We start from the raw sequence: 20410 nt of genomic DNA, 5'->3' as shown, positions 1-20410 counted from the left end.
TAAAAAGGGCGCCGTTTATCTCAATAAATTTTGAATTATTGTTCTTAGTAATAGTTCGAAAGATGAGAAGAAGTTAATTTTGGGCAGGAAGCCTGAAATATACAATGTGGGTGGAGTCATAGGGCATTCTGATTGATGTCTGGCTTCGGGAGTGGGAAATGAATTCTTTTCTGCGCTGGTGTTATGTTGCGGCTATTTTTCTCCTTGTGGGATGTAGCGGCACTGGGTGGCGTAAAAATGAAGTTATTGCTATTCCATTACAACCGACATTGCAACAAGAGGTTATTCTGGCTCGTATGGAGCAAATACTTGCGAGTCGGTCACTGACGGAAGATGAATATGCACAGCTTTTATATGAACGAGGTGTGCTGTATGATAGCCTCGGGCTGAGGGCATTGGCACAGAATGATTTTTCAGTGGCTTTGTCTATCCGTCCTGATATTCCTGAAATTTTTAATTATTTAGGAATTTATTTTACGCAGGCAGGCAATTTTGATTCTGCCTATGAAGCGTTTGATTCTGTTTTAGAGCTTGATCCAACTTACAACTACGCGCGAATGAATCGCGGCATTTCACTGTATTACGGTGGCCGCTATCGATTGGCGCAGGATGATCTGCAGGCGTTTTATCAAGACGATCCAAATGATCCCTTCCGTTCGTTGTGGTTGTACCTTGTGGAAGATAAAATTGATCCTAAGGCTGCAATGACTAATTTGTCGCACCATTTTGACAAAGCGAATCGAGGGAGATGGGGCTGGAATATTGTTGAATTCTATTTAGGCAAAATCGGTGAAAAAACATTGATGGAACGCTTAAAGCAGGGTTCAACAGATAACACTTCGCTCGCTGAGCATCTCAGTGAAACTGACTTCTATTTAGGTAAACATTACCTAAGTCTGGGGGATGAGGATAGCGCAACTGCGTTATTCAAGCTGACGGTGGCTAACAATGTGCATAACTTTGTTGAGCACCGCTACGCATTGTTGGAATTGGCACTATTGGGCCAAAAACAAGATGATTTATCGGAATCGAACCAACAATAGCTGACGAACATTTTCACGACAGATTTTAAAGTCCACATCTCTGGATGATGGGGGCTTGTTTGTTCGTTTAATAACATAATTTGAGCCAGTTCACATTTTAAATGAAAATGACAGAAATTCTTTTCACTGTGTTATGTAGACTGGCCGCCATGATCAATGAGGCACCATTACATGACCACTGAGACTGAAATCTCTTTTGCTGATTTAGGTTTATCGGCACCTATCCTTTCTGCGTTGGGAGACTTGGGCTATGAGAAGCCTTCTCCTATCCAACAACAATGTATTCCTCACCTGCTGAGTGGCCGTGATGTGCTGGGTATGGCACAGACGGGCAGCGGTAAGACAGCTGCTTTCAGCTTGCCTTTATTGAATAACATTGACGCTGAACTTAAAGCGCCACAAATTCTTGTGTTAGCGCCAACCCGTGAACTGGCGGTGCAGGTTGCTGAAGCGTGTTCAGATTTTTCCAAACATATGCGCAATGTGAATGTTGTTGCACTTTACGGTGGACAGCGTTATGACGTTCAGTTACGTGCTTTGCGTCAGGGGCCACAAGTTGTGGTGGGTACACCAGGACGTTTGCTTGACCATCTGAAGCGTGGAACATTGGATCTGTCCAACCTGAAAGGTTTGGTATTAGATGAAGCTGACGAAATGTTGCGTATGGGCTTTATCGAAGATGTTGAAAACATCATGAGCCAGATCCCTGCTGAACATCAAACCGCGCTGTTCTCTGCGACAATGCCAGAAGCGATCCGCCGTATCACCCGTCGTTTCATGAATGATCCGCAGGAAGTTCGCATTCAGAGCAGTGTGACAAACCGTCCTGACATTAGCCAGAGCTACTGGTCTGTTTACGGAATGCGCAAAAATGAAGCGTTGGTGCGTTTCCTGGAAGCAGAAGATTTTGATGCTGCGATTATTTTCGTGCGTACCAAGAATGCAACGTTGGAAGTTGCAGAAACACTGGAGCGTAACGGCTACAACTCCGCGGCACTGAATGGTGACATGAACCAGGCTCTGCGTGAACAGACACTTGAGCGCTTGAAAGATGGCCGTTTGGACATTTTGATTGCGACTGATGTTGCTGCTCGTGGTTTGGATGTTGATCGTATTAGCCTGGTGGTTAACTACGATATTCCAATGGATGCTGAATCTTATGTACACCGTATCGGTCGTACTGGTCGTGCGGGTCGTGCGGGTCGTGCGCTGTTGTTTGTTGAAAACCGCGAACGTCGTTTGCTGCGTAACGTTGAACGCACCATGAAACTGACCATCCCAGAAGTTGAACTGCCAAACGCAGAGCTTCTGAGCCAGCGTCGTCTGGAGAAATTTGCGGCTAATGTTCAGAATCAACTGGAAAGCAGCGATCTGGATCAATACCGCGCCTTGCTGTCTAAGCTGGGTACTGGCGATGAGCTGGATATGGAAACACTGGCAGCAGCCCTGCTGAAAATGGCACAAGGTGAGCGCCCACTTATTCTGCCACCTGATCCAGTGCGTCGTCCTCGCCGTGAATTCAACGAGCGTGATGATCGTCGTCGCAATGGCAATGGCAATGGCTTTGGTGAGCGTGACAGAGGTGATCGTCCTCGTCGTGAGCGTCGTGACGTGGGTGATATGGAACTGTATCGCATTGAAGTTGGCCGTGATGATGGTGTTGAAGTTCGCCATATTGTGGGTGCGATTGCAAATGAAGGCGATATCAGCAGCCGTTATATCGGTAATATCAAACTGTTTGCTACCCACTCTACGATTGAGCTGCCAAAAGGTATGCCAGGGGAGTTGCTGTCTCACTTTACCCGTACTCGTATTCTGAACAAACCAATGAATATGCAGTTGATGGGAGACGCGCAACCCTTTGAGCGCCGTGAGCGTCGTGGTGGCCGCAATGGTAATGGCGGTAATGGTGGCAATGGTCCACGTCGTGACCGTGATGGTTTCGGTAATAACGGTGGTCGTCGTTTTAACAACGAACGTCGTGGTGGTGGTGAGCGTGGTTCTTTCCGCGGTCGCGGCAACGATGAAGCACCACGTCGCCGTCAAAGCAGTGGTAATGTATAAGCACTAATCTTCATTGAATGGCTTGATTCATCGTTGCGCTAAAAATATCGCAATGGTCAATTAAATAAAGCCCTTTCTCTTAACGGAGAAAGGGCTTTTGCTATTTATCTTGCTAATTTTATTAAATCTTCTTTCTTGGCAATCTAGTTGAGATTAATGCATATCCCCCGCAAAGCGGGGAGACATTAGGTTTCATATCGTGTTGTAAATTGCAACTTGCAACTTGACGTTTAATGCGTATATCCAAATTCATTGAATGAAAAAACTGTTTAATTCCTTGCAGGAGGCCATGCTGATTGGGAAGAGCATTTAATTGAAACATCGCGTTATAAAAGTCACCCATCAGCAAACGTTGAAATTTCCCGCAATCTCCCGCTCTTGTTGATTTCTGAGGTTTTTCAGGATCATTATGCCTTAAGCGGCGATCAAGTTAACCCCAACTCTTCTTTAAGCGGTTTCAAATAGCGACGACTTACAGGAATACGCTCATCATTGCTAAGTACCAGCTCTGCCTGCCCATTTTCGCCAAAAACAATTTCCCGTAATTGAGTCATGTTGACTAAATACTGGCGATGGCAGCGAGTGAGTGAAGTGCGAGTTTCCAGCGTCCGCAGGGTCAACTCGGTAAAGCCTTCCTGTCCGTTAGCACTTATGACATAGACACCACTCAGGCGGGAAGTGACATACAGGACATCATCCAATGGCATCAGCCAGATTCGGCTATGTCCGGTACAGGGAATATATTTCAGCTGTTCATCTTCACGTTGAAGATCGGTCAGATTTTGCTTTTGATAGCCAGAACGCAGGCGTTGCAGTGTCTTACTCAGACGCTCTTTTTCCAGTGGCTTTAATAAATAATCGAATGCATGTTCTTCAAAGGCTTGCACCGCATATTCATCAAATGCAGTCAGAAAAACAATATAAGGGCGATGCTCTGGATCGAGCATACCAACCATTTCCAGTCCGGTAATGCGGGGCATTTGAATATCGAGGAAAACAACATCGGGTTTCAGGCGATGGATAGCACCAATCGCTTCTACTGCGTTGGCACATTCTCCAATGATTTGAATATCAATTTCCTCTTCCAGCAAACAACGTAGATTCTCACGAGCCAATGGCTCATCATCAACAATCAATATATTCATATTTACGCCGCTTTTTTAGCCTGTTTTTTTTCTAATGGTAAACACAAAATGACACGGGTAAATTCTTCTGGCTGACACTCAACGCTTACCCCATATTGTTTACCATAACGAAGCCGCAGACGTTTATCTACCAAACTCATCCCAAGGCCATCATCTCCCACTTTTTTGGGGCAATATAGTCCTGCATTATCTTCAATCGCTACCAATAGCAATTGGTCTTTTTGATAGGCTCTAATCGTAATTTTTCCTGTATCCAGTAACTGTGATGTGCCATGTTTAATCGCATTTTCTACCATTGGTTGAAGGGAAAAAGCGGGTAAGTGCGCATCGCGCAGAGATTCAGGTATCTCGATGGCAATTTGGAGGCGTTCACGGAAACGGGCCTTCTCAATTTGTAAGTAAGCGTTTACATGCTCTATCTCATTTTCCAGTGTGGCAATATCTTTAGGTCGCTTTAAATTCTTACGGAAGAATGTTGAAAGATATTGCACCAGCTGGCCTGCCTGTTGGCTATCCCGACGGATAACAGCTTGCAGCGTATTTAAGGCGTTAAATAAAAAGTGAGGATTCACTTGCGCGTGAAGGAGCTTTACTTCTGATTGCAGCAGAGATTGTTTATTCCGTTCATATTGTCCGGCAAGAATTTGGGCTGAGAGCAGACTGGCAATTCCCTCTCCTAATGTGCGATTGATGGAACTGAATAGGCGATTCTTGGCTTCGTAGAGTTTGATTGTACCAATGACCTGTTGGTTTTCTCCCCGTAAAGGGATCACCAGCGCCGAGCCAAGTTTGCAGGTTGGGTTAAGGGAACAGCAATAAGGTGTTTCATTGCCATCGGCATACACAACCTCATTATTCTCAATAGCACGATGAGACTGTTTGGAAGCAATTGGCGTACCAGGCAGATGGTGATCTGAACCGATACCAATAAATGCCAGTAATTTTTCCCGATCCGTAATTGCGACAGCCCCGATTTCTAACTCCTGATAAATGACTTTTGCCACGCGCATACTGTTATCTTCATTGAACCCCTTACGTAAAATTCCCTCTGTACAGACAGCAATTTTTAGCGCTTGGGCAGAAAAAGCACTGGTATATTTTTCAAAAATAGCGCGTCTGTCCAATAAAATGCGGATAAACATGGCCGCACCAATACTATTGGCGATGATCATAGGGGCCGCGATATCTTTCACCAAACTCAGCGCTTCACTGAAGGGATTGGTAAGTAGCAGGATAATGCCCATTTGGGTACATTCAGCAAGGAAAGTGATAATGGCCGCTGTCCACGGGTTCAATAATTTATTGATTTGTCCTTTTTTCATCAGATAAATATGGACAAGGCCGCCCAATACACCTTCTACAATAGTGGATACCATACAGCTAAATGCGGTCATTCCGCCGAGAGAATAGCGGTGTAAGCCCCCAGTGAATCCGACCATCGCCCCTACTGTTGGCCCGCCGAGAAAACCTCCCAGAACAGCACCAATCGCGCGGGTATTGGCAATCGAATCGTTAACATGCAGCCCAAAATACGTTCCCATAATGCAAAAGATGGAAAAAATCACGTAACACATCAGCTTATGAGGTAAGCGGACGGTCACTTGCAACAGGGGAATAAACAGGGGAGTTTTACTCAGGAGCCAAGCGATTACCAGATAGACACACATCTGCTGGAGTAATAACAACACAAGGTTAAACTCGTACATATCTTTTCATTTTGTAATTAGGGCGTGTTGACGTTTCGTGGAGGGAAGTTTGAACAGCATGATGATCTGGTATCATTGTCTTCGCGAAAAAACCATTACCCCAGCTCATCATGCCAAGAACAATGTTATCAAAATCTTTATGGAATACGCTAGCTGTATTAATGCAACAACATGGATGTATTTACCACAAAGACGCGCATTACCTGACTTTCGAAGGGATCCTTTATCGAATGAGAACGGGATGTCCGTGGCGGGATTTACCCGATGAATTTGGCAAATGGAATACGCTTTTTAAGCGCTTTAACGCCTGGTCAAAGAAAGGTGTTTTTGAATTATTATTCAAATTGTTATCTGAAAATACAGACACCGAATGGTTATTCATTGATGGGAGTATTATCCGCGCTCATCAACATAGCTCAGGGGCAGCTTCAACAGAAGATGAAGCCATCGGTAAAAGTCGAGGTGGACGTTCGACTAAAATTCATTTGGCCGTAGACAGTTATGGTTTGCCTGTCCATTTTGAGCTGTCAGGGGGTCAAACGCACGACATTGTACATGCAGAAAGTTTGGTCACCCATTCACCCGCATCCGATTTTGTGATCGCGGATAAAGGTTACGATAGCGGTACTTTCAGAGATTTCGTTGAAAAACAAGGTTCAAAAACGGTCATTCCCTATCGAAAAAATAGCCGAAAACCCGATAAAAGTATTGATGAAGTTTTATACTGTTATCGGCATTTGGTCGAAAATGCGTTTGCCAGAATAAAACATTTTCGAGCTATTGCGACAAGATACGATAAATTGGCGCGAAATTACGCCAGTATGTTGGCACTGGCGTTTGTCATTATATGGTTACCGATGTAGGTTGAGTAAATGGTGAACTCAAAACGTCAACAGCCCCTAATAACAATAAGCATTTATACGCATTAAACTTCAAGTTGCAATTTACAACACGATATGAAACTTGATTTCTTCCTGCTTTGCGGGGAGAAATCACACGTATCTTGAAGTTAGATTGGTATAAGACGTTATTATCAAAGGTGGAATTTAATATCGTCAAGAGGTGTTAACAGGATAATGTATTGACGGGAATGGGAAAGAATAATCCGCCCCTGTGGGGCGGATTGTTTAACTAAGCAATGAAAATGACTGACAAATAACGTTATTCCTCACAGATGACGTAATCATAGATTTTATCATTGATAACATGTTCAAATCCTTCGTCTATATTCACGGCGTAATGTTCATCTCTTCCTTTTTCGTCTTTTCCTACTGTGGCTGAACGGTAGGAACGATGTTCGGGCCAACCCAGTAGATCGTGCATTGCATTGTTTGGATGGGCACGGTACAAAGCCAACAAATCATCTTTTGTTGGTAACTTGCTATGTGTTTTCTCACAATACCATGTGGCTCCCCCTTCGCGACGTCGCGGCCATATTTCACCACTTTCGGAATAAGTGTCATTTGCATATAAATGATTAGCCATTAGCTCTGCTTGCAACCGAGGGCGCTTAAAGACAACGCCATTTTCAGCTACTACGGTATCAGGCATATGCCCCCAGAAATTAGCGACGGGAACGTCTGGGCTAGTCACTACCGTGAAAATAACGTCTTTAGTTTGTGGGGCAGCAGTACCGTCTGCCGAGATAGACAACGTCGTCTTCACGCCAGATCCGTTCGGATCGGCGACGGCAATAGACAAGACACCTTGAGAATCTGTGACCCCCTGATATACACCTGATTTGCCGCTCAGTAAGGCTGTGATTTTCTGACTGGTATTCTGGCGATTCAGTGCCTTAATGGCGTTAACTCTGACGGCTACATTTCTGGCTGGCTGTTCGTGATTTAGCGTTTTGATTGTCAGTATGATCGGTTCTTGTTTTTTAACCTTATCAGCACTGACCGTGATCACCATGTCATCGGCTAGCCCTCTGACAGTGCCGCCTTTTCCACCATCATGAGTGTGGTTCCCTTGATCGGCACTCATGCTGGTATCAACCCGCTGTGTATTACCGATCAGATTCATCGCATTTTTTGCCTGGACGGCAATCTCTTTCACCTTACCGGCATCTGACAGTGTTAATGTATAGTCAGGAATTTTGCCCGATTCTGTTACTGTATGGCCTTTAGTCAGGTCAATATCGCCCTTATTGCCCCATACATAGATCGATTTATCCGTTAGGTCACCGTGATTAGGAATAAAGGTATAGGTTGCCCTTAATTTCTGGCCCATTTCTAACTTGCCAACGATAGTTAAGTTTTTGACGATGGGGGCATCAGGGTGTACGAACGTGATTTCGACAGGCTTGATGGTAATACCCTCCACTTCTGGGGTAATTTTCAATACCCCAGTCTTTTTGCCAGCAGTGAGCTGGGATTCATAGACACCCGGCTGGACTTCTTTCATTTGATCGATCTTTGGATCGCTGCCACTTCCACTTAATCCAGTTGAAACCAATTTGATGTTTGAGGCAACGCCAACGATAGGTTTGTCATCCTTATCTTTCAGGATTAATGTCAGAAGGGTGGTTGAATGATCATCAGCCAGCAGCTCTTTATCTTTTGCTGAGAAGGTGGATTTATTCGCATTAATTTCCGCAGGAAGCACTTGTACTTTCATTTCGGCTCGTTTGGAAGCATTACCGTGCTCATCGTAAGCAATGGCTCCCACCGCGTAGGTATTGTTGCCCTGGGTTTGATATTTTGGCAAGGTCAACAGATAGTGCGTACCACCTTGATGTTGGATCTTACCGCCATTGGCAAAAAAGTCTGCTGCATCCCACTCAATATCTTTAAACCCATATTTGCTATTGACACTGATATGGAGAGGTTTGGTATCTCTTGCATAGCCTATAATCAGGTTATCTATTGCCAGAGAAATCACTTCACGTTTGCGGTATTCCAAAACGATCTGGTTGTTGCGATCGACTAAATCATAGCGGCTGCCTTGCAAAGAACGCTTAAACGTTACGGCATCTGGATCAATCTGTTTGGCCCACGGTGTACCAATTTCATAACTCAGTTCGATATTGAACTGGGTTTCCCCATCACCAGACATATCTTGTTTGCGGTCAATACCGAAAGTCAGTAATGGAATAGGTGTATAATTAATCCCAAAAGTGAAGGCAGCAGGATCTTTCTTGCGGTGATCTTTACTGATAAGACCGACCTCATCCCCGAAGTATTGCTCATACATCAACTTGCCACCGAGTTGTGGTAACGAAGGCAAATAACCTTGTACTTTCAGGTCGAAGCCATTGGCAGGGCGTTCATCATAATCAGTCAGAAGGCGGGACTCTTGCCAATTACTTAAGCGAATATAGCCATTAGCCGCCAATTTCAGGTAATTGCGGGCATATTCTGCGCCAAGGCCGAGTCGGCTATTATCGCCGGTGATATCGTGGTCAAAGAAAGCATTGTAGCCCAGCATCCAGTCATCAAAAAAATGGCGTTGTCCAAATCCAATATTAGCGGTATTGCGTTTATCAATATGGCGCAGGCCGAACTGGGTAAAAAACATCTGATGATGGGTATCATACAACGGCAATAACATATCAAATTGGCTGTCATTTAAATGGCCATGACTATCCATATTGAGTTGTACACGCGTTGTGCCGTAGCGCCCCAGCCAATTTTGAATTTTCTGATTGGCTTCTCCCACTGCCAGACTGCTTAATTGACTTGCAACATTATTCTTAATGTCGTCACTGGCCAGCAACTGACCAATGCGAGAGGAAATCTCAGCCAGATGGTTAGCATCTTGGGTTGTATTATCTGTAATAGACGTCTTGTCTTCTCTCGCGGTTTTGTTGAATGAAAGTTGCTCTAATGAGGGGAGCTTTAATGAAGATTGTTTTAATAAAGGCTGTTTTGATGAAGATATTTCTAATGAGGAATAGTTAAAAGGCAGAAATTTATTGTTACGAGGTTTTGGAACATCAATCTCATTACCCACTCCGAGTGCGGTAAAAGGCTTATCAAAGGTACGCAATTGATTGATTTTTTTTAAATCGGAGACAGTTAAACCATAACGTTTGGCGATGTTCTTGACTGTTTCCCCTGATTTCAGGACATAAGGCTCTGTTGGTAAAACCCATTTTTCATTTTGAAAAGTTGAGGGCGTTTTGGCCGCAACGATCACGGGGGTGAATGCGCCAGCAATTGGGAACGCGAGTTGAGCCATAATGTTCACCCAGGCTACACGTTTCACCACACTTTGCTGTTTATGTAACAATTGCGGCTGATCGGATTTTTTGTTCATATCTATAGACCTGTAACAATAAAAAATACCATGCGATAGCCAACAGTAAACCTATCCATTTCAGGATATTATTTCCCGTTTACTGCTTGCCATAAGTCATCTAATCAGGGGGTGAAATACCATATAAGTACACAATAAAGGGGTGATAACATGGCATTACCTGATTTGGGATATCACAAAATAGTTAAAAAATTTTACTTGTTAGTTAACAATCAGATTATTGAACTGCTATTTTGTTTTTGTATGGTTTTTTATTCCAGCATAAAATCATTTTTTGATCAATATAACTTTCGTTATCAATACATTCTGAGTTAGGTTGATATTAACACCCTATTTTATTTAAATAATTAAGTAAAAATAAATAGTTATCATTTTGTTTTGCATTATATTGATGCTTTTTCAGATTTAGAATAAAGACAGGATGAAGTATAAGGTAATATGATGAATGGCTGTTTATTTTTTATAGATTCAAATTAATAGTTCATTATTAAAATGAATATATTTCGAGAGTATTTGAAACGGGGAAATAGTATTTATTTTTTACTTTATTAATATATGAGAATTTATAGCGGTCATTATTGTATGCAATTTTATTGCATAATTGATCCCTGTTTTTCACAGTTCTTTTATTCCTTTTTTATTATCTTGGATAAAAAAGGATTATAGAGACTAACTTTATTCTTTTTATTAACTTAAATTAATATAAAAATCATTTAATTAATTATTTTTGTGATTACTATTCAGTTTTATATGATTATACCCATCTCATTTTAAGATGCGTGTGATTTCTCCCCGCGAAGCGGGGAGAAATCGGATTTCATAGCGTGTTGTAAATTGCAATTTGAAGTTTAATGCGTATATACCAATCCAACTTCAAGATGTATGTAATTTATCCCCGCGAAGCGGGGATAAATCAGGTTTCATAGCGTGTTGTAAATTGCAATTTGAAGTTTAATACGTATATACCAATCCAACTTCAAGATGTATGTAATTTATCCCCGCGAAGCGGGGATAAATCAGGTTTCATATCGTGTTGTAAATTGCAACTTGAAGTTTAATACGTATATACCAATCCAACTTCAAGATGTATGTAATTTCTCCCCGCGAAGCGGGGATAAATCAGGTTTCATATCGTGTTGTAAATTGCAACTTGAAGTTTAATGCGTATATGTGCTAAATGTTTTGTATTTGTTAAAAAACATCATACTATTATCATAAGGATTTATAACGATATAGCCTGTGTTTATTGGCATTAATTGGTTTATGGCAAGATTTATAACTGACAAGGCATTTTTCCTAGAGGTGCTAAGATTTAGGCAGTGGAGCGTGTTTAAGTTGGCTTAAAACCTCTGCTCAACTTTTACTGACACGCTAACGGGTATTGAATTAGGATTTTGATTTTATTAAGAATTTTACCTGGTGGTACGTTTAGGGCTTGCAGAACATAATGAAGAAAAGAACACTTTTCACAATCTTACTGATTATTTTTCTAATCGCAATGGCAGTGCTTTTTCGTTCCCACAGCCAGGAACTCTTGCTGCAAGGAGAGGTTGATGCGCCGGAAGTTATGATTGCGTCCAAGGCTATGGGACGAGTAGCTAAAGTTCATGTTGAACGAGGAGAAAGTGTCAAAGTCGGGCAACTGATGGTGAGTCTTGATAGCCCTGAACTGACGGCTAAAGTTGCCGCAGCGCAAGCCGTACGTGATCAAGCTAAAGCAAAACTTGAATTATCCCTGCACGGGACTCGTGAGGAGAACATTCGAAATTTAGAAGCTATTCTTGCTCAGACTCAATCAGGATACGCCAATGCACAGCGTGAATTTAATCGTCTCAAAAATATGTCAATCAACGGCTATGTCTCTGCCAGTGAGCTGGATAATGCGCGCAACGCACGGGATATTGCCTATCAAAAAATGCTGGGAGCTAAAGCCGATCTGGATGCAGGAAAAAATGGCGACCGCATAGAGTTGAGACAGCAGTTCCAGGCAGCATTGGATGAAGCAGAAGAAAAACTGCGTGAACTGAAAATACAGCGTGATGATCTGCAAGTCAAAGCGCCTGTTGATGGTGAAATTGGGCCATTGCCAGCAGAAGTTGGACAACTTTTTAATGCTAATAGCCCGTTGGCGACATTGGTACGTATTTCACAGGCTTATTTTGTTTATAACCTGCGTGAAGATATTTTGGCGCACGTTCGCAAGGGAGACAAAATTAAATTACGTGTACCTGCACTGGGTAACAAAGAGATAGAAGCTGAAATTCGTTATATCGCCCCAATGGGGGACTATGCGACGAAACGAGCAACCCGAGCGACAGGAGATTTTGACCTGAGAACGTTTGAGGTTCGGCTATATCCATTGCAACCCGTTGATGGCTTACGTCCGGGCATGAGTGCCTTATGGCTTTGGAATAAGTAAGGAATATACCAATCTAACTTCAAAATGCGTGTGATTTCTCTCCAGTGCAGTGGGGAGAAATCGGGTTTCATATCGTGCTGTAAATTGCAACTTGAAGTTTAATGCGTATAAATAAGGGCGCCAGATGAAGAGAAAAGCTGCGTGGAGCAGTTTTGAACAGGAATTTACGCGAGAATTTAGTATTGCGTTGCACAGCCCGGTTTTTCACTGGTTAGGATGGCTGTTCCCTTTGCTACTGTTTATCTTAATTAGTGCTAATTTTTCAGAAGGAACACTGTTTAATTTGCCTGTCTCGGTCGTGGATAATGACCACAGTGTGCTGTCACGCACCTTTATCCGTAACCTGAATGCCGCCCCTCATGCAAATATCAAGTCTTATGACAATAGCTTGCCAGAATCTATAGAACGTTTGCGCAGAGCGCAGGATTACTCCCTACTTTATATTCCAGAAGATTTTGAAAAAGATGCGCTAAGTGGAAAACGTCCGATGGTAAGTATGTATTACAATGCCTTGTTTTATGGTGCTGGTCGCTATTCGATCCAGGATTTCAGCGGATTGGTGGCAGAAACGAATGCAAAATATCGTGCCATTATTGCTTCTGAAATAGGTCGGCAGTTACCTCCATTAGCGAAAGCAACCATGTCCTATGACAGCTTGTTTAACGCCAGCGGCAGTTATATTTATTACCAGCAATTTGCGGCAACCATTCATCTATTACAACTTTTTGTCGTCACATGTACTATTTACACCATGGCCAGAGGAAGCCAGCTCTTGGAAGCCAAAGATTTCGCCGGCGCATTGTTGGGAAAATTGGCGCCTTATACCTTGATGTTCACACTGCTATTGATGGTAGAAATTACGATATTGGTTATTTCCTCGGGAGCAAAAGTCGCGGGTAATCCAGTGTATATGCCGATCGTAGGATTTTTTTATGTGATTGCCGCGCAAAGCATTGGCCTATTGCTGTTTTCCTTTACCAACAGTGTCATAACGGCCTACACCTTGATTGGCATGTTGGTCAGTATTGCGATGACATTTTCTGGTATGCTCGTACCCGTACTTTCTATGGTATGGCCCGCAAGAGTTATCGCTACGCTTGAACCATTAACCTATGCTTTGCAGGCTATGTTTGACATCTTCCTGCGGGAAGTATCACTACAAGTTATTGTGTCTGTTTGCCTGATATTGATGATCTATCCTGTGGTTTGCGGCCTTTTGATTCGCAATCGCTTGTGGAAGCGACTTAATCAATCAGAGGAAACCGTTAATGGTAAATAATGGGCAAACAAATTGGACGTTGTATTGGCAAACACTGCGCGATGTATTTTTGGGGATGCTGGAAAAACCCATGTGGTTGCTATTGATGGTTTCGTTATGTGTCATGAGCCTGGTTTACATTCGCCCTTCTGTGTGGGATTTACCGATCGCAGTGATCGATAATGATCACAGCCATGCGAGCCGCATGTTAATCCGTAATATTAACGCCATGCCAAAAGTAGCCCCTAAAATCTACAATAATCTCGATAATGCCCGTCGTGACATGCTAGAGCGCACCATCTTTGCCATTATCATTGTGCCGGTGGATTTTGAAAAACGTCTACTAAATGGACAGAATGTCACCGTGCCGGTTTATGGTGATGCGACAAATCGTCTCGCCAATGGACAGATTCAGCACGATTTAGCGCTGGCTTATCAACAACTTTTGGCAGAATACAATGGTAAATTACTTTTACAATCGGGTTTTAGCATTGAACAGGTGAAAACCTTGCTACAACCGATTCGCAGTGAAACTATTGGGCTATTTAATCCGGGTGTCAGCTATGCTGCAATCATATTTCCTGGTTTATTGGTCATGCTGTTGCAACACTCCTTGTTAGTGGCTTGTGTTCGCGTCAGTATTACCCTACGGGAAACCCCTAAAGGTAACCCACCGCTGCCCGTCTATTTAGGAACATTGTCTGCTTTGATCCCAATCTGGCTATTTCTGTCAGTGATCTTTTTTATTCTGTGGCCGTGGATATTGGGATATCGGCAAGATGCACCGATTTACCTCGTACTTTTACTGACATTCCCGTTCCTGTTGGCGGTATTGGGATTGGGAAAATTGGTGACAGAATGTCTGCGTAGCGTGGAAATGATTTATTTAACGCTGGCTTTTATTACCACACCAATCTTCTATATATCAGGCACAATTTGGCCACTTCAGGCGATGCCTGAGTGGGTCAGAATAATTTCATCAGCCCTGCCATCGACCTGGGCAACAAAAGCGATAGCAGGGGTTAACCAGATGGAATTACCGTTGCACAGCGTGTACAAAGATATTGGCATGATGCTGTTGCTTGGCGTGATGTATATGGTGCTGGGTATTTTGGTTGGTATGCTGCGTAATAAAGAATTTCGCTGTATCATCCAGCGCATTAAACAATTTTTTTCATCATAATACTCATAAAATCACAGCCATAAAGAAGCAAACAGGGATATTTGATCATTCAAATATTACATTGTTGCAGGGCTGTTGCGATCCGTTCTGTAGACGTTTTTTAATAGGGGATTTATCATCGAATTTCCCATTGTAAGCAACGCCTTTTCTCTTTAATCTTTTTCCTGATACATTGTTTTTCTGCATCGTTTGCGGGTTGAAGGGAATACCAAATTGGGACTATATGTGAAAAATCAGATGGATTCCATTAGAGCGGGATCTATGCCATCCATCCTTCGCTTTGGTCTATTGCGTTTGGCTGGATTAATCAAAGCGGGACAGAATGAGGGCGCAGATCAGAACGATCGCGTGTTATCGTCATGTTAATCAGGGTCGAAATTCCTGTCGATGCTATGGGGATTGATCGTTTGTTGCGTCAGTCTTTTGAAACATCGGCAGAAGCTGAGTTAATTCATCAACTAAGAGAAGATGGTTTATTGACATTAGGTATTGTTGCGACCGACGATGAAGGTCATGTGATAGGTTATGCCGGTTTCGCGCCGGTTGATATCAATGGTGAAGATCATCAATGGGTAGGTTTGGCGCCATTGGCGGTGGCGGAACAATATCGTAGTCATGGACTTGGTGAAAAGTTGGTTTATGAAGGACTGGATAGTCTAAACGAGTTTGGCTATGGCGCGGTTGTTGTGTTGGGGGAGCCTGAATACTACCACCGTTTGGGTTTTAAGCTTGCTAATGAGTATCAAGTGTATTGCCAATGGCCTGATTGCGAGAGTTACTTCTTGATCTATCCTCTGGCTGACATTTCGCAGGAAGACTGTCACGGTCTGGTTACTTATCCTGCCCATTTTGATCACCTGTGGGCATAACCTGAGTGAAAAATTTCTCAGATGAACCGATTTTGGTTAAATAAGTCATTATGCAGAGAGGCTGGTCAATAACTAGCCTTTCTTTTTGCTGTTTACTCAGTTTTTTCACGCGATATTCCATTTTCAATGCCACACTTTGCTCCCCTATCTGACTTTGATAGACCAACATTAAGGGACCTTTCCCTCTGAGGCACTTTGCCCCTTTTCCGGCTGCATGTTGCATAAATCGCCGAGATACATTGGTCGTTATTCCGGTATACAGGCTGCCATTCCGTGTTTTGATCAGATAGATAGACCAGTTAGATACGTTAATATTCATTATTTATATTTAATTATTTTAATAAGTTAATTTATGTGGGAAATTAATTCACATTTCAGTGATGAACATGATTATAAGCCAGATTTTTGATGATTTCTAAATATAACCAAATGAATTTATTAAAATATATGCTATTTGTTAACCCATGCCAGTGTTTTTTGTTCAAAAAAATTGAAAAAATATAGCAATAATTGCTAATTATAATATTTTGAACAAGCGTATAACATGCTCACAATTACAAGAAATTAATCCCATGTCAAAAATGAGTAGAGGAGCAAAACATGAAAAATGTAAAAAACATTATCGCTATCTTAGCATTAAGTGCGGTCTCTTTCGGTACTTTTGCTGCTACAGAAGTTCAGGTTGCTAAGGGAGAAAAAATTGGCGTTGTTTCTGCGAGTGGTGCAGCGACACTAGATAGCCTGACCGCAGAGTTATCCAAAAAAGCTGATGAATCTGGCGCAACCTATTTCCGTATTGTGTCTGCAAATGGCCAGAATCAACTCACTGGAATTGCCGAAATTTATAAATAATTTATAGAGTTCCTATACAAATCTCAGGGTTTATTGAGTCAAATTCAGAACACGTCACTGGATAAGGTGCCAGTCGTGTTCTGTTATGACTTGAATAAAATAACGGCGTGGAAATATATGGATTTAAATAAAGAAATTTTAATAATTCGTCAATATCTTGCCAAACAACATGTATTCACTCTTTGCACGTATTCAGCTCAGGATTTATGGTGTGCGAGCTGCTTTTATGTCTTTGATGCGGCTAGCATGGCATTCTGGTTTATGACGGAATCCGATACACGCCACGGTCAGATGATGCAAAATAATCCCATCGTTGCAGGCACTGTTGCCGGCCAAACCCGCAATATCGCCCAAATTAAAGGTGTTCAATTTCGGGGTGAAGTGATTTCATTGACAGGTGAAGCAGAAACCATCGCCAGAGCACGTTATTGCCGCCGTTTTCCTATCGCTTTGACGGCCAAATCCCCAATTTGGCAGCTCAATATCAATGAAATCAAAATGGTGAATAACACCCTCGGGTTTGGCAAAAAATTGCATTGGCAGCGTTAAAAATAGTGGATGACCTGGTTATGGCTGCCTCGCCAAATTAACGTGGGATCATACAGCGCTTGTTCAAACTTCCCATCCACAACCGCATGAACGTAACTGATCACTTCTTGTTGAATTCCACTTAATTCATTGAGGACATAACCTGTCCATAGCCAGATATCCTTATCTGGGCATTCTTCCCGTACACGTTTAACCAGTTGCAGTATGCGGCGAACATTATGAGGATGCAGCGGATCGCCGCCAGACAGTGACAGACCTTGCCGTTTAATGCGGTGATCTTTTAGGTCGGCGATGATCTGATCTTCGGTTGCTTGCGTAAAAGGCAGCCCTGAATCGACTCGCCATGTATTTTGATTGTAGCAGCCACGGCATTGATGCAAACAACCTGACACGAACAGCGTACAGCGGGTTCCGGGACCATTTACCACATCAACTGGATAATATTGATGATAATTCATGCTATCAACCTATCTGTCCATTGCTGAGATGTTTCACACGGCGTTTCACTTCTTCCTGTTTACCTGCATTGAATGGACGAGCATCCGGGCTGCCAAGGTAGCCACAAACACGGCGAGTAACTGAAACCTGAGCTGGATCATGGTTTTTGCATTGGGGGCAGGTGAATCCTTTGCTGGTACAGGAAAATTCTCCGGTAAAGCCGCATCGGTAACACTCATCAATGGGCGTATTGGTGCCATAGTAAGGCACACGTGAATAACTGTAATCCCAGACATCTTCTAATGCTTTCAAATTATGTTGCAGGTTGGGATACTCGCCATAGCAAATAAAACCACCGTTTGCCAATGGTGGATAGGGTGCTTCAAAGTCCAGCTTATCGTAGGGATTGACCTTCTTTTCCACATCCAGATGGAAGCTGTTGGTGTAATAGCCCTTATCGGTGACACCTTGGATTACGCCAAACTCAGTGGTATCCAAACGGCAAAAGCGGTCACATAAATTCTCGCTTGGTGTACTGTACAAACTAAACCCATAACCCGTCTGCTGCCTCCACAGATCGACGGCCTTACGTAAGTGTTTAACCATCGCAATGGCTTTCTGCTGGCGCTGCTTATCATCAAACAGATGAATGTGATTGCCATATAACGCATTTATCGTTTCATGAATACCGATATAGCCCAATGAGATAGAAGCACGGCCTTGCTTGAAAATATCGGCAATATTGTCATCTGCTTTCAGGCGTACACCACAAGCCCCTTCCATATAGAGGATCGGGGCAACGCGAGCCTTGGTCTTTTCGAGGCGAGCAATTCGGGTCATCAGTGCTTTTTTAGCGAGTAACAAGCGTTGATCTAAAATTTGCCAAAAATCAGCTTCATTACCCTTGGCTTCGAGCGCAATGCGGGGAAGGTTCAGGCTGATGACACCCAAATTATTACGCCCTTCATGAATTTGCTGACCGTTTTCCTCATAAACGCTGAGAAAACTGCGGCAACCCATTGGGGTTTTAAATGATCCCGTTACTTTAATCACTTGATCATAATTGAGAATATCGGGATACATGCGTTTACTGGCACATTCCAGGGCCAGCAATTTAATGTCATAGTGGGGATCACCAAACCGGTGATTCAATCCATCACGAATGGCAAAAACCAGCTTGGGGAAAACGGCGGTCTTGCGGTTTTTTCCCAAACCCGCAATGCGGTTGCGCAAAATTGAGATTTGGATCAAACGGGCTTCTTTGGTTGTTCCCAAGCCGAAGCCGAAAGTAACAAACGGCGTTTGTCCATTGGCGGTATGCAGTGTATTGACTTCATATTCCAGGGACTGGAAAGCGTCATAACACTCTTTTTCTGTGCGGGCTTCTGCATAGGCAACTTGATCGGCAATATTCCACTCTTTGGCAATCGCCAGATGCTTGTCATAACTGGCTTTCACAAAAGGGGCGAGGACTTCATCGATGCGATTAATGGTTGTACCGCCATAAATGTGGCTGGCAACTTGCGCGATAATCTGGGCAGTGACCGCAGTGGCGGTAGATATGGATTTGGGCGGTTCAATTTCCGCATTGCCCATTTTAAAACCGTTAGTCAACATACCCTGCAAATCGATCAGCATACAGTTGAACATAGGAAAAAACGGGGCGTAATCCAGATCATGATAGTGAATTTCTCCTCTATCGTGTGCCTGTACAACATCATGCGGTAGCATATGCTGCTTCGCATATTGTCGGGCGACAATTCCCGCCAATAAGTCACGCTGGGTTGGAATAACCTTACTGTCTTTATTGGCATTTTCATTGAGAAGAGAGAAATTGCTTTGCTCGATCAGGCCCCGAATTTCTTGATCTAACCGATCATGCCATGTATGGGATGCCTGTTCACAGGTATTGCCCTTACTCATGTCACCCTGTTGCGTCACAACCATTTTCACAATATGGCACCTCAATATGTTATCCACAGCAAAAATGAGAGGACGTCTCACTTTCTGTTATTGATGTGGATAATTTTGTGTATAAATACTATATATAGTGTGTTTATTATATTAAAGCACAATATGTAGATTTTATGCGTCAATATACAACCGAAGAAGTTGATCTAAGACAAAGAAAAAGAGGAAAACCAGATGGGAATATCAACCCTGATACCGAAGTGATCAGGGCTGGAAAAACGGCAAATTAGCGACGAACAGCGATAGCTTCGATTTCGATTTTCACGTCTTTTGGCAGACGGGCAACTTCAACACATGAACGGGCAGGGAATGGCGCATTGTGTTCAGCGAAGAACGCTTCGTAAGTTGCGTTCACGGCAGCAAAGTCATTCAGATCTTTAACAAACACCGTGGTTTTTACGATATCAGCCACTTTTAAGCCAGATTGTTCAATAATCGCTTTAACGTTTTCCAAAGATTGGCGGGCTTGAGCAGTGACTTCTTCAGGGATAGCACCGGTTTTTGGATCAACAGGGATCTGGCCGGAAGTGATAACCATGCTGCCCAGATCAACGCCTTGAACATAAGGGCCGATGGCTGCTGGAGCATTTTCGGTATGGATAGAACGTGACATTAGAAACTCCTGTTTGACATCTAAATGGAAAAATTTTCTG

At 43.0% G+C, this 20410-nt stretch carries 17 protein-coding genes and 1 pseudogene; 11 read left to right on the top strand and 7 right to left on the bottom strand.

Going from position 1 to position 20410, the window contains the following annotated elements:
- The first annotated feature begins 158 nt into the window (after positions 1-158).
- The 3 genes from nlpI (at position 159) to WDV75_RS19860 (ending at position 3107) form a co-directional block, all read left to right on the top strand.
- Positions 159-1043 carry a lipoprotein NlpI gene (nlpI, locus tag WDV75_RS19865; RefSeq protein ID WP_189758684.1) on the top strand — a complete coding sequence of 295 codons (885 nt, stop codon included), beginning with the start codon at positions 159-161 and terminating at the stop codon, positions 1041-1043.
- A gap of 101 nt (positions 1044-1144) precedes the next feature.
- On the top strand, positions 1145-1225 hold the full coding sequence (yrbN, locus tag WDV75_RS22250) for a protein YrbN (protein ID WP_120211369.1): 81 nt from the start codon (positions 1145-1147) through the stop codon (positions 1223-1225).
- Positions 1215-3107 (top strand): DEAD/DEAH family ATP-dependent RNA helicase, encoded by a 1893-nt coding sequence (locus WDV75_RS19860; protein ID WP_273559204.1) that lies wholly within the window; start codon positions 1215-1217, stop codon positions 3105-3107. The genes yrbN and WDV75_RS19860 overlap by 11 nt, the downstream gene beginning before the upstream one ends.
- Positions 3108-3532: 425 nt before the next feature.
- Here the strand turns inward: WDV75_RS19860 and btsR are convergent, their stop codons facing one another.
- Both btsR and WDV75_RS19850 read right to left on the bottom strand, forming a co-directional pair.
- The gene (btsR, locus tag WDV75_RS19855) at positions 3533-4252 is read right to left on the bottom strand and encodes a two-component system response regulator BtsR (RefSeq protein ID WP_273559202.1); all 720 of its coding nucleotides are present in this window, start codon (positions 4250-4252) and stop codon (positions 3533-3535) included.
- A 2-nt stretch (positions 4253-4254) separates the two neighbouring features.
- Positions 4255-5958 carry a sensor histidine kinase gene (locus WDV75_RS19850; RefSeq protein WP_273559200.1) on the bottom strand — a complete coding sequence of 568 codons (1704 nt, stop codon included), beginning with the start codon at positions 5956-5958 and terminating at the stop codon, positions 4255-4257.
- A gap of 110 nt (positions 5959-6068) precedes the next feature.
- Between WDV75_RS19850 and WDV75_RS19845 the strand changes: the two genes are divergently transcribed.
- On the top strand, positions 6069-6821 hold the full coding sequence (locus WDV75_RS19845; protein WP_338860363.1) for an IS5 family transposase: 753 nt from the start codon (positions 6069-6071) through the stop codon (positions 6819-6821).
- A gap of 298 nt (positions 6822-7119) precedes the next feature.
- On the opposite strand, the gene WDV75_RS19840 is transcribed toward WDV75_RS19845, so the two are convergent.
- Positions 7120-10218, bottom strand: a complete 3099-nt coding sequence (locus WDV75_RS19840) for an inverse autotransporter beta domain-containing protein (protein ID WP_273572266.1) — start codon at positions 10216-10218, stop codon at positions 7120-7122.
- 1447 nt (positions 10219-11665) lie between these two features.
- Between WDV75_RS19840 and WDV75_RS19835 the strand changes: the two genes are divergently transcribed.
- The 5 genes and pseudogenes from WDV75_RS19835 to WDV75_RS19815 all read left to right on the top strand — a co-directional run bounded on the left by WDV75_RS19835 (position 11666) and on the right by WDV75_RS19815 (position 15947).
- Positions 11666-12637, top strand: coding sequence for an HlyD family secretion protein (locus tag WDV75_RS19835; RefSeq protein ID WP_273570966.1), 972 nt, complete (start codon positions 11666-11668; stop codon positions 12635-12637).
- A gap of 124 nt (positions 12638-12761) precedes the next feature.
- Entirely contained in the window at positions 12762-13916 is a 1155-nt protein-coding gene (locus WDV75_RS19830) for an ABC transporter permease (protein WP_273570965.1), read from the top strand.
- The gene (locus WDV75_RS19825; protein ID WP_273570964.1) at positions 13906-15078 is read left to right on the top strand and encodes an ABC transporter permease; all 1173 of its coding nucleotides are present in this window, start codon (positions 13906-13908) and stop codon (positions 15076-15078) included. Before WDV75_RS19830 ends, WDV75_RS19825 begins: the two co-directional genes overlap by 11 nt.
- Positions 15079-15241: 163 nt before the next feature.
- Positions 15242-15444, top strand: a pseudogene (locus tag WDV75_RS19820) (SCP2 domain-containing protein); the annotation flags it as partial.
- Entirely contained in the window at positions 15438-15947 is a 510-nt protein-coding gene (locus WDV75_RS19815; protein ID WP_189760517.1) for a GNAT family N-acetyltransferase, read from the top strand. The pseudogene WDV75_RS19820 and the gene WDV75_RS19815, both read left to right, overlap by 7 nt.
- Here the strand turns inward: WDV75_RS19815 and WDV75_RS19810 are convergent.
- A complete protein-coding gene (locus tag WDV75_RS19810) occupies positions 15910-16260 on the bottom strand; it encodes a GIY-YIG nuclease family protein (RefSeq protein ID WP_273570972.1) in 351 nt (116 codons plus the stop codon). The two genes, WDV75_RS19815 and WDV75_RS19810, sit on opposite strands and share 38 nt — an antisense overlap.
- A 287-nt stretch (positions 16261-16547) precedes the next feature.
- On the opposite strand from WDV75_RS19810, the gene bhsA reads away from it, so the two are divergent.
- Together bhsA and WDV75_RS19800 are read left to right on the top strand one after the other, a co-directional pair.
- Positions 16548-16799, top strand: coding sequence for a multiple stress resistance protein BhsA (gene bhsA / locus WDV75_RS19805; protein WP_273570963.1), 252 nt, complete (start codon positions 16548-16550; stop codon positions 16797-16799).
- Between the two features lie 117 nt (positions 16800-16916).
- The gene (locus WDV75_RS19800) at positions 16917-17348 is read left to right on the top strand and encodes a YhbP family protein (protein ID WP_273570971.1); all 432 of its coding nucleotides are present in this window, start codon (positions 16917-16919) and stop codon (positions 17346-17348) included.
- On the opposite strand, the gene nrdG is transcribed toward WDV75_RS19800, so the two are convergent.
- The 3 genes from nrdG to ridA form a co-directional block, all read right to left on the bottom strand.
- Positions 17345-17806 carry an anaerobic ribonucleoside-triphosphate reductase-activating protein gene (nrdG, locus tag WDV75_RS19795; protein ID WP_273570962.1) on the bottom strand — a complete coding sequence of 154 codons (462 nt, stop codon included), beginning with the start codon at positions 17804-17806 and terminating at the stop codon, positions 17345-17347. The two genes, WDV75_RS19800 and nrdG, sit on opposite strands and share 4 nt — an antisense overlap.
- Positions 17807-17810: 4 nt before the next feature.
- Positions 17811-19709: an anaerobic ribonucleoside-triphosphate reductase gene (gene nrdD, locus WDV75_RS19790; protein ID WP_273570970.1), complete on the bottom strand. Its 1899-nt coding sequence runs from the start codon at positions 19707-19709 to the stop codon at positions 17811-17813.
- A 274-nt stretch (positions 19710-19983) separates the two neighbouring features.
- The gene (gene ridA, locus WDV75_RS19785) at positions 19984-20370 is read right to left on the bottom strand and encodes a 2-iminobutanoate/2-iminopropanoate deaminase (RefSeq protein WP_189760521.1); all 387 of its coding nucleotides are present in this window, start codon (positions 20368-20370) and stop codon (positions 19984-19986) included.
- Between the last annotated feature and the right edge of the window lie 40 nt (positions 20371-20410).

Origin of the sequence: Xenorhabdus griffiniae, assembly GCF_037265215.1 — a bacterium.
Classification (GTDB): Bacteria; Pseudomonadota; Gammaproteobacteria; order Enterobacterales; family Enterobacteriaceae; genus Xenorhabdus; species Xenorhabdus griffiniae.
This window is presented reverse-complemented; position numbering and strand designations above follow the sequence as displayed.

Bases quoted from the DNA above. Each gene is read 5' to 3' on its own strand.
- WDV75_RS19830 (WP_273570965.1), top strand. From the start codon at position 12,762: ATGAAGAGAAAAGCTGCGTGGAGCAGTTTTGAACAGGAATTTACGCGA.
- nlpI (WP_189758684.1), top strand. From the start codon at position 159: ATGAATTCTTTTCTGCGCTGGTGTTATGTTGCGGCTATTTTTCTCCTT.
- WDV75_RS19850 (WP_273559200.1), bottom strand. From the start codon at position 5,958: ATGTACGAGTTTAACCTTGTGTTGTTATTACTCCAGCAGATGTGTGTC.
- WDV75_RS19800 (WP_273570971.1), top strand. From the start codon at position 16,917: ATGGATTTAAATAAAGAAATTTTAATAATTCGTCAATATCTTGCCAAA.
- yrbN (WP_120211369.1), top strand. From the start codon at position 1,145: ATGAAAATGACAGAAATTCTTTTCACTGTGTTATGTAGACTGGCCGCC.
- WDV75_RS19815 (WP_189760517.1), top strand. From the start codon at position 15,438: ATGTTAATCAGGGTCGAAATTCCTGTCGATGCTATGGGGATTGATCGT.
- ridA (WP_189760521.1), bottom strand. From the start codon at position 20,370: ATGTCACGTTCTATCCATACCGAAAATGCTCCAGCAGCCATCGGCCCT.
- WDV75_RS19840 (WP_273572266.1), bottom strand. From the start codon at position 10,218: ATGAACAAAAAATCCGATCAGCCGCAATTGTTACATAAACAGCAAAGT.
- WDV75_RS19860 (WP_273559204.1), top strand. From the start codon at position 1,215: ATGACCACTGAGACTGAAATCTCTTTTGCTGATTTAGGTTTATCGGCA.
- WDV75_RS19835 (WP_273570966.1), top strand. From the start codon at position 11,666: ATGAAGAAAAGAACACTTTTCACAATCTTACTGATTATTTTTCTAATC.
- WDV75_RS19825 (WP_273570964.1), top strand. From the start codon at position 13,906: ATGGTAAATAATGGGCAAACAAATTGGACGTTGTATTGGCAAACACTG.
- btsR (WP_273559202.1), bottom strand. From the start codon at position 4,252: ATGAATATATTGATTGTTGATGATGAGCCATTGGCTCGTGAGAATCTA.
- nrdG (WP_273570962.1), bottom strand. From the start codon at position 17,806: ATGAATTATCATCAATATTATCCAGTTGATGTGGTAAATGGTCCCGGA.
- nrdD (WP_273570970.1), bottom strand. From the start codon at position 19,709: ATGAGTAAGGGCAATACCTGTGAACAGGCATCCCATACATGGCATGAT.
- bhsA (WP_273570963.1), top strand. From the start codon at position 16,548: ATGAAAAATGTAAAAAACATTATCGCTATCTTAGCATTAAGTGCGGTC.
- WDV75_RS19845 (WP_338860363.1), top strand. From the start codon at position 6,069: ATGCCAAGAACAATGTTATCAAAATCTTTATGGAATACGCTAGCTGTA.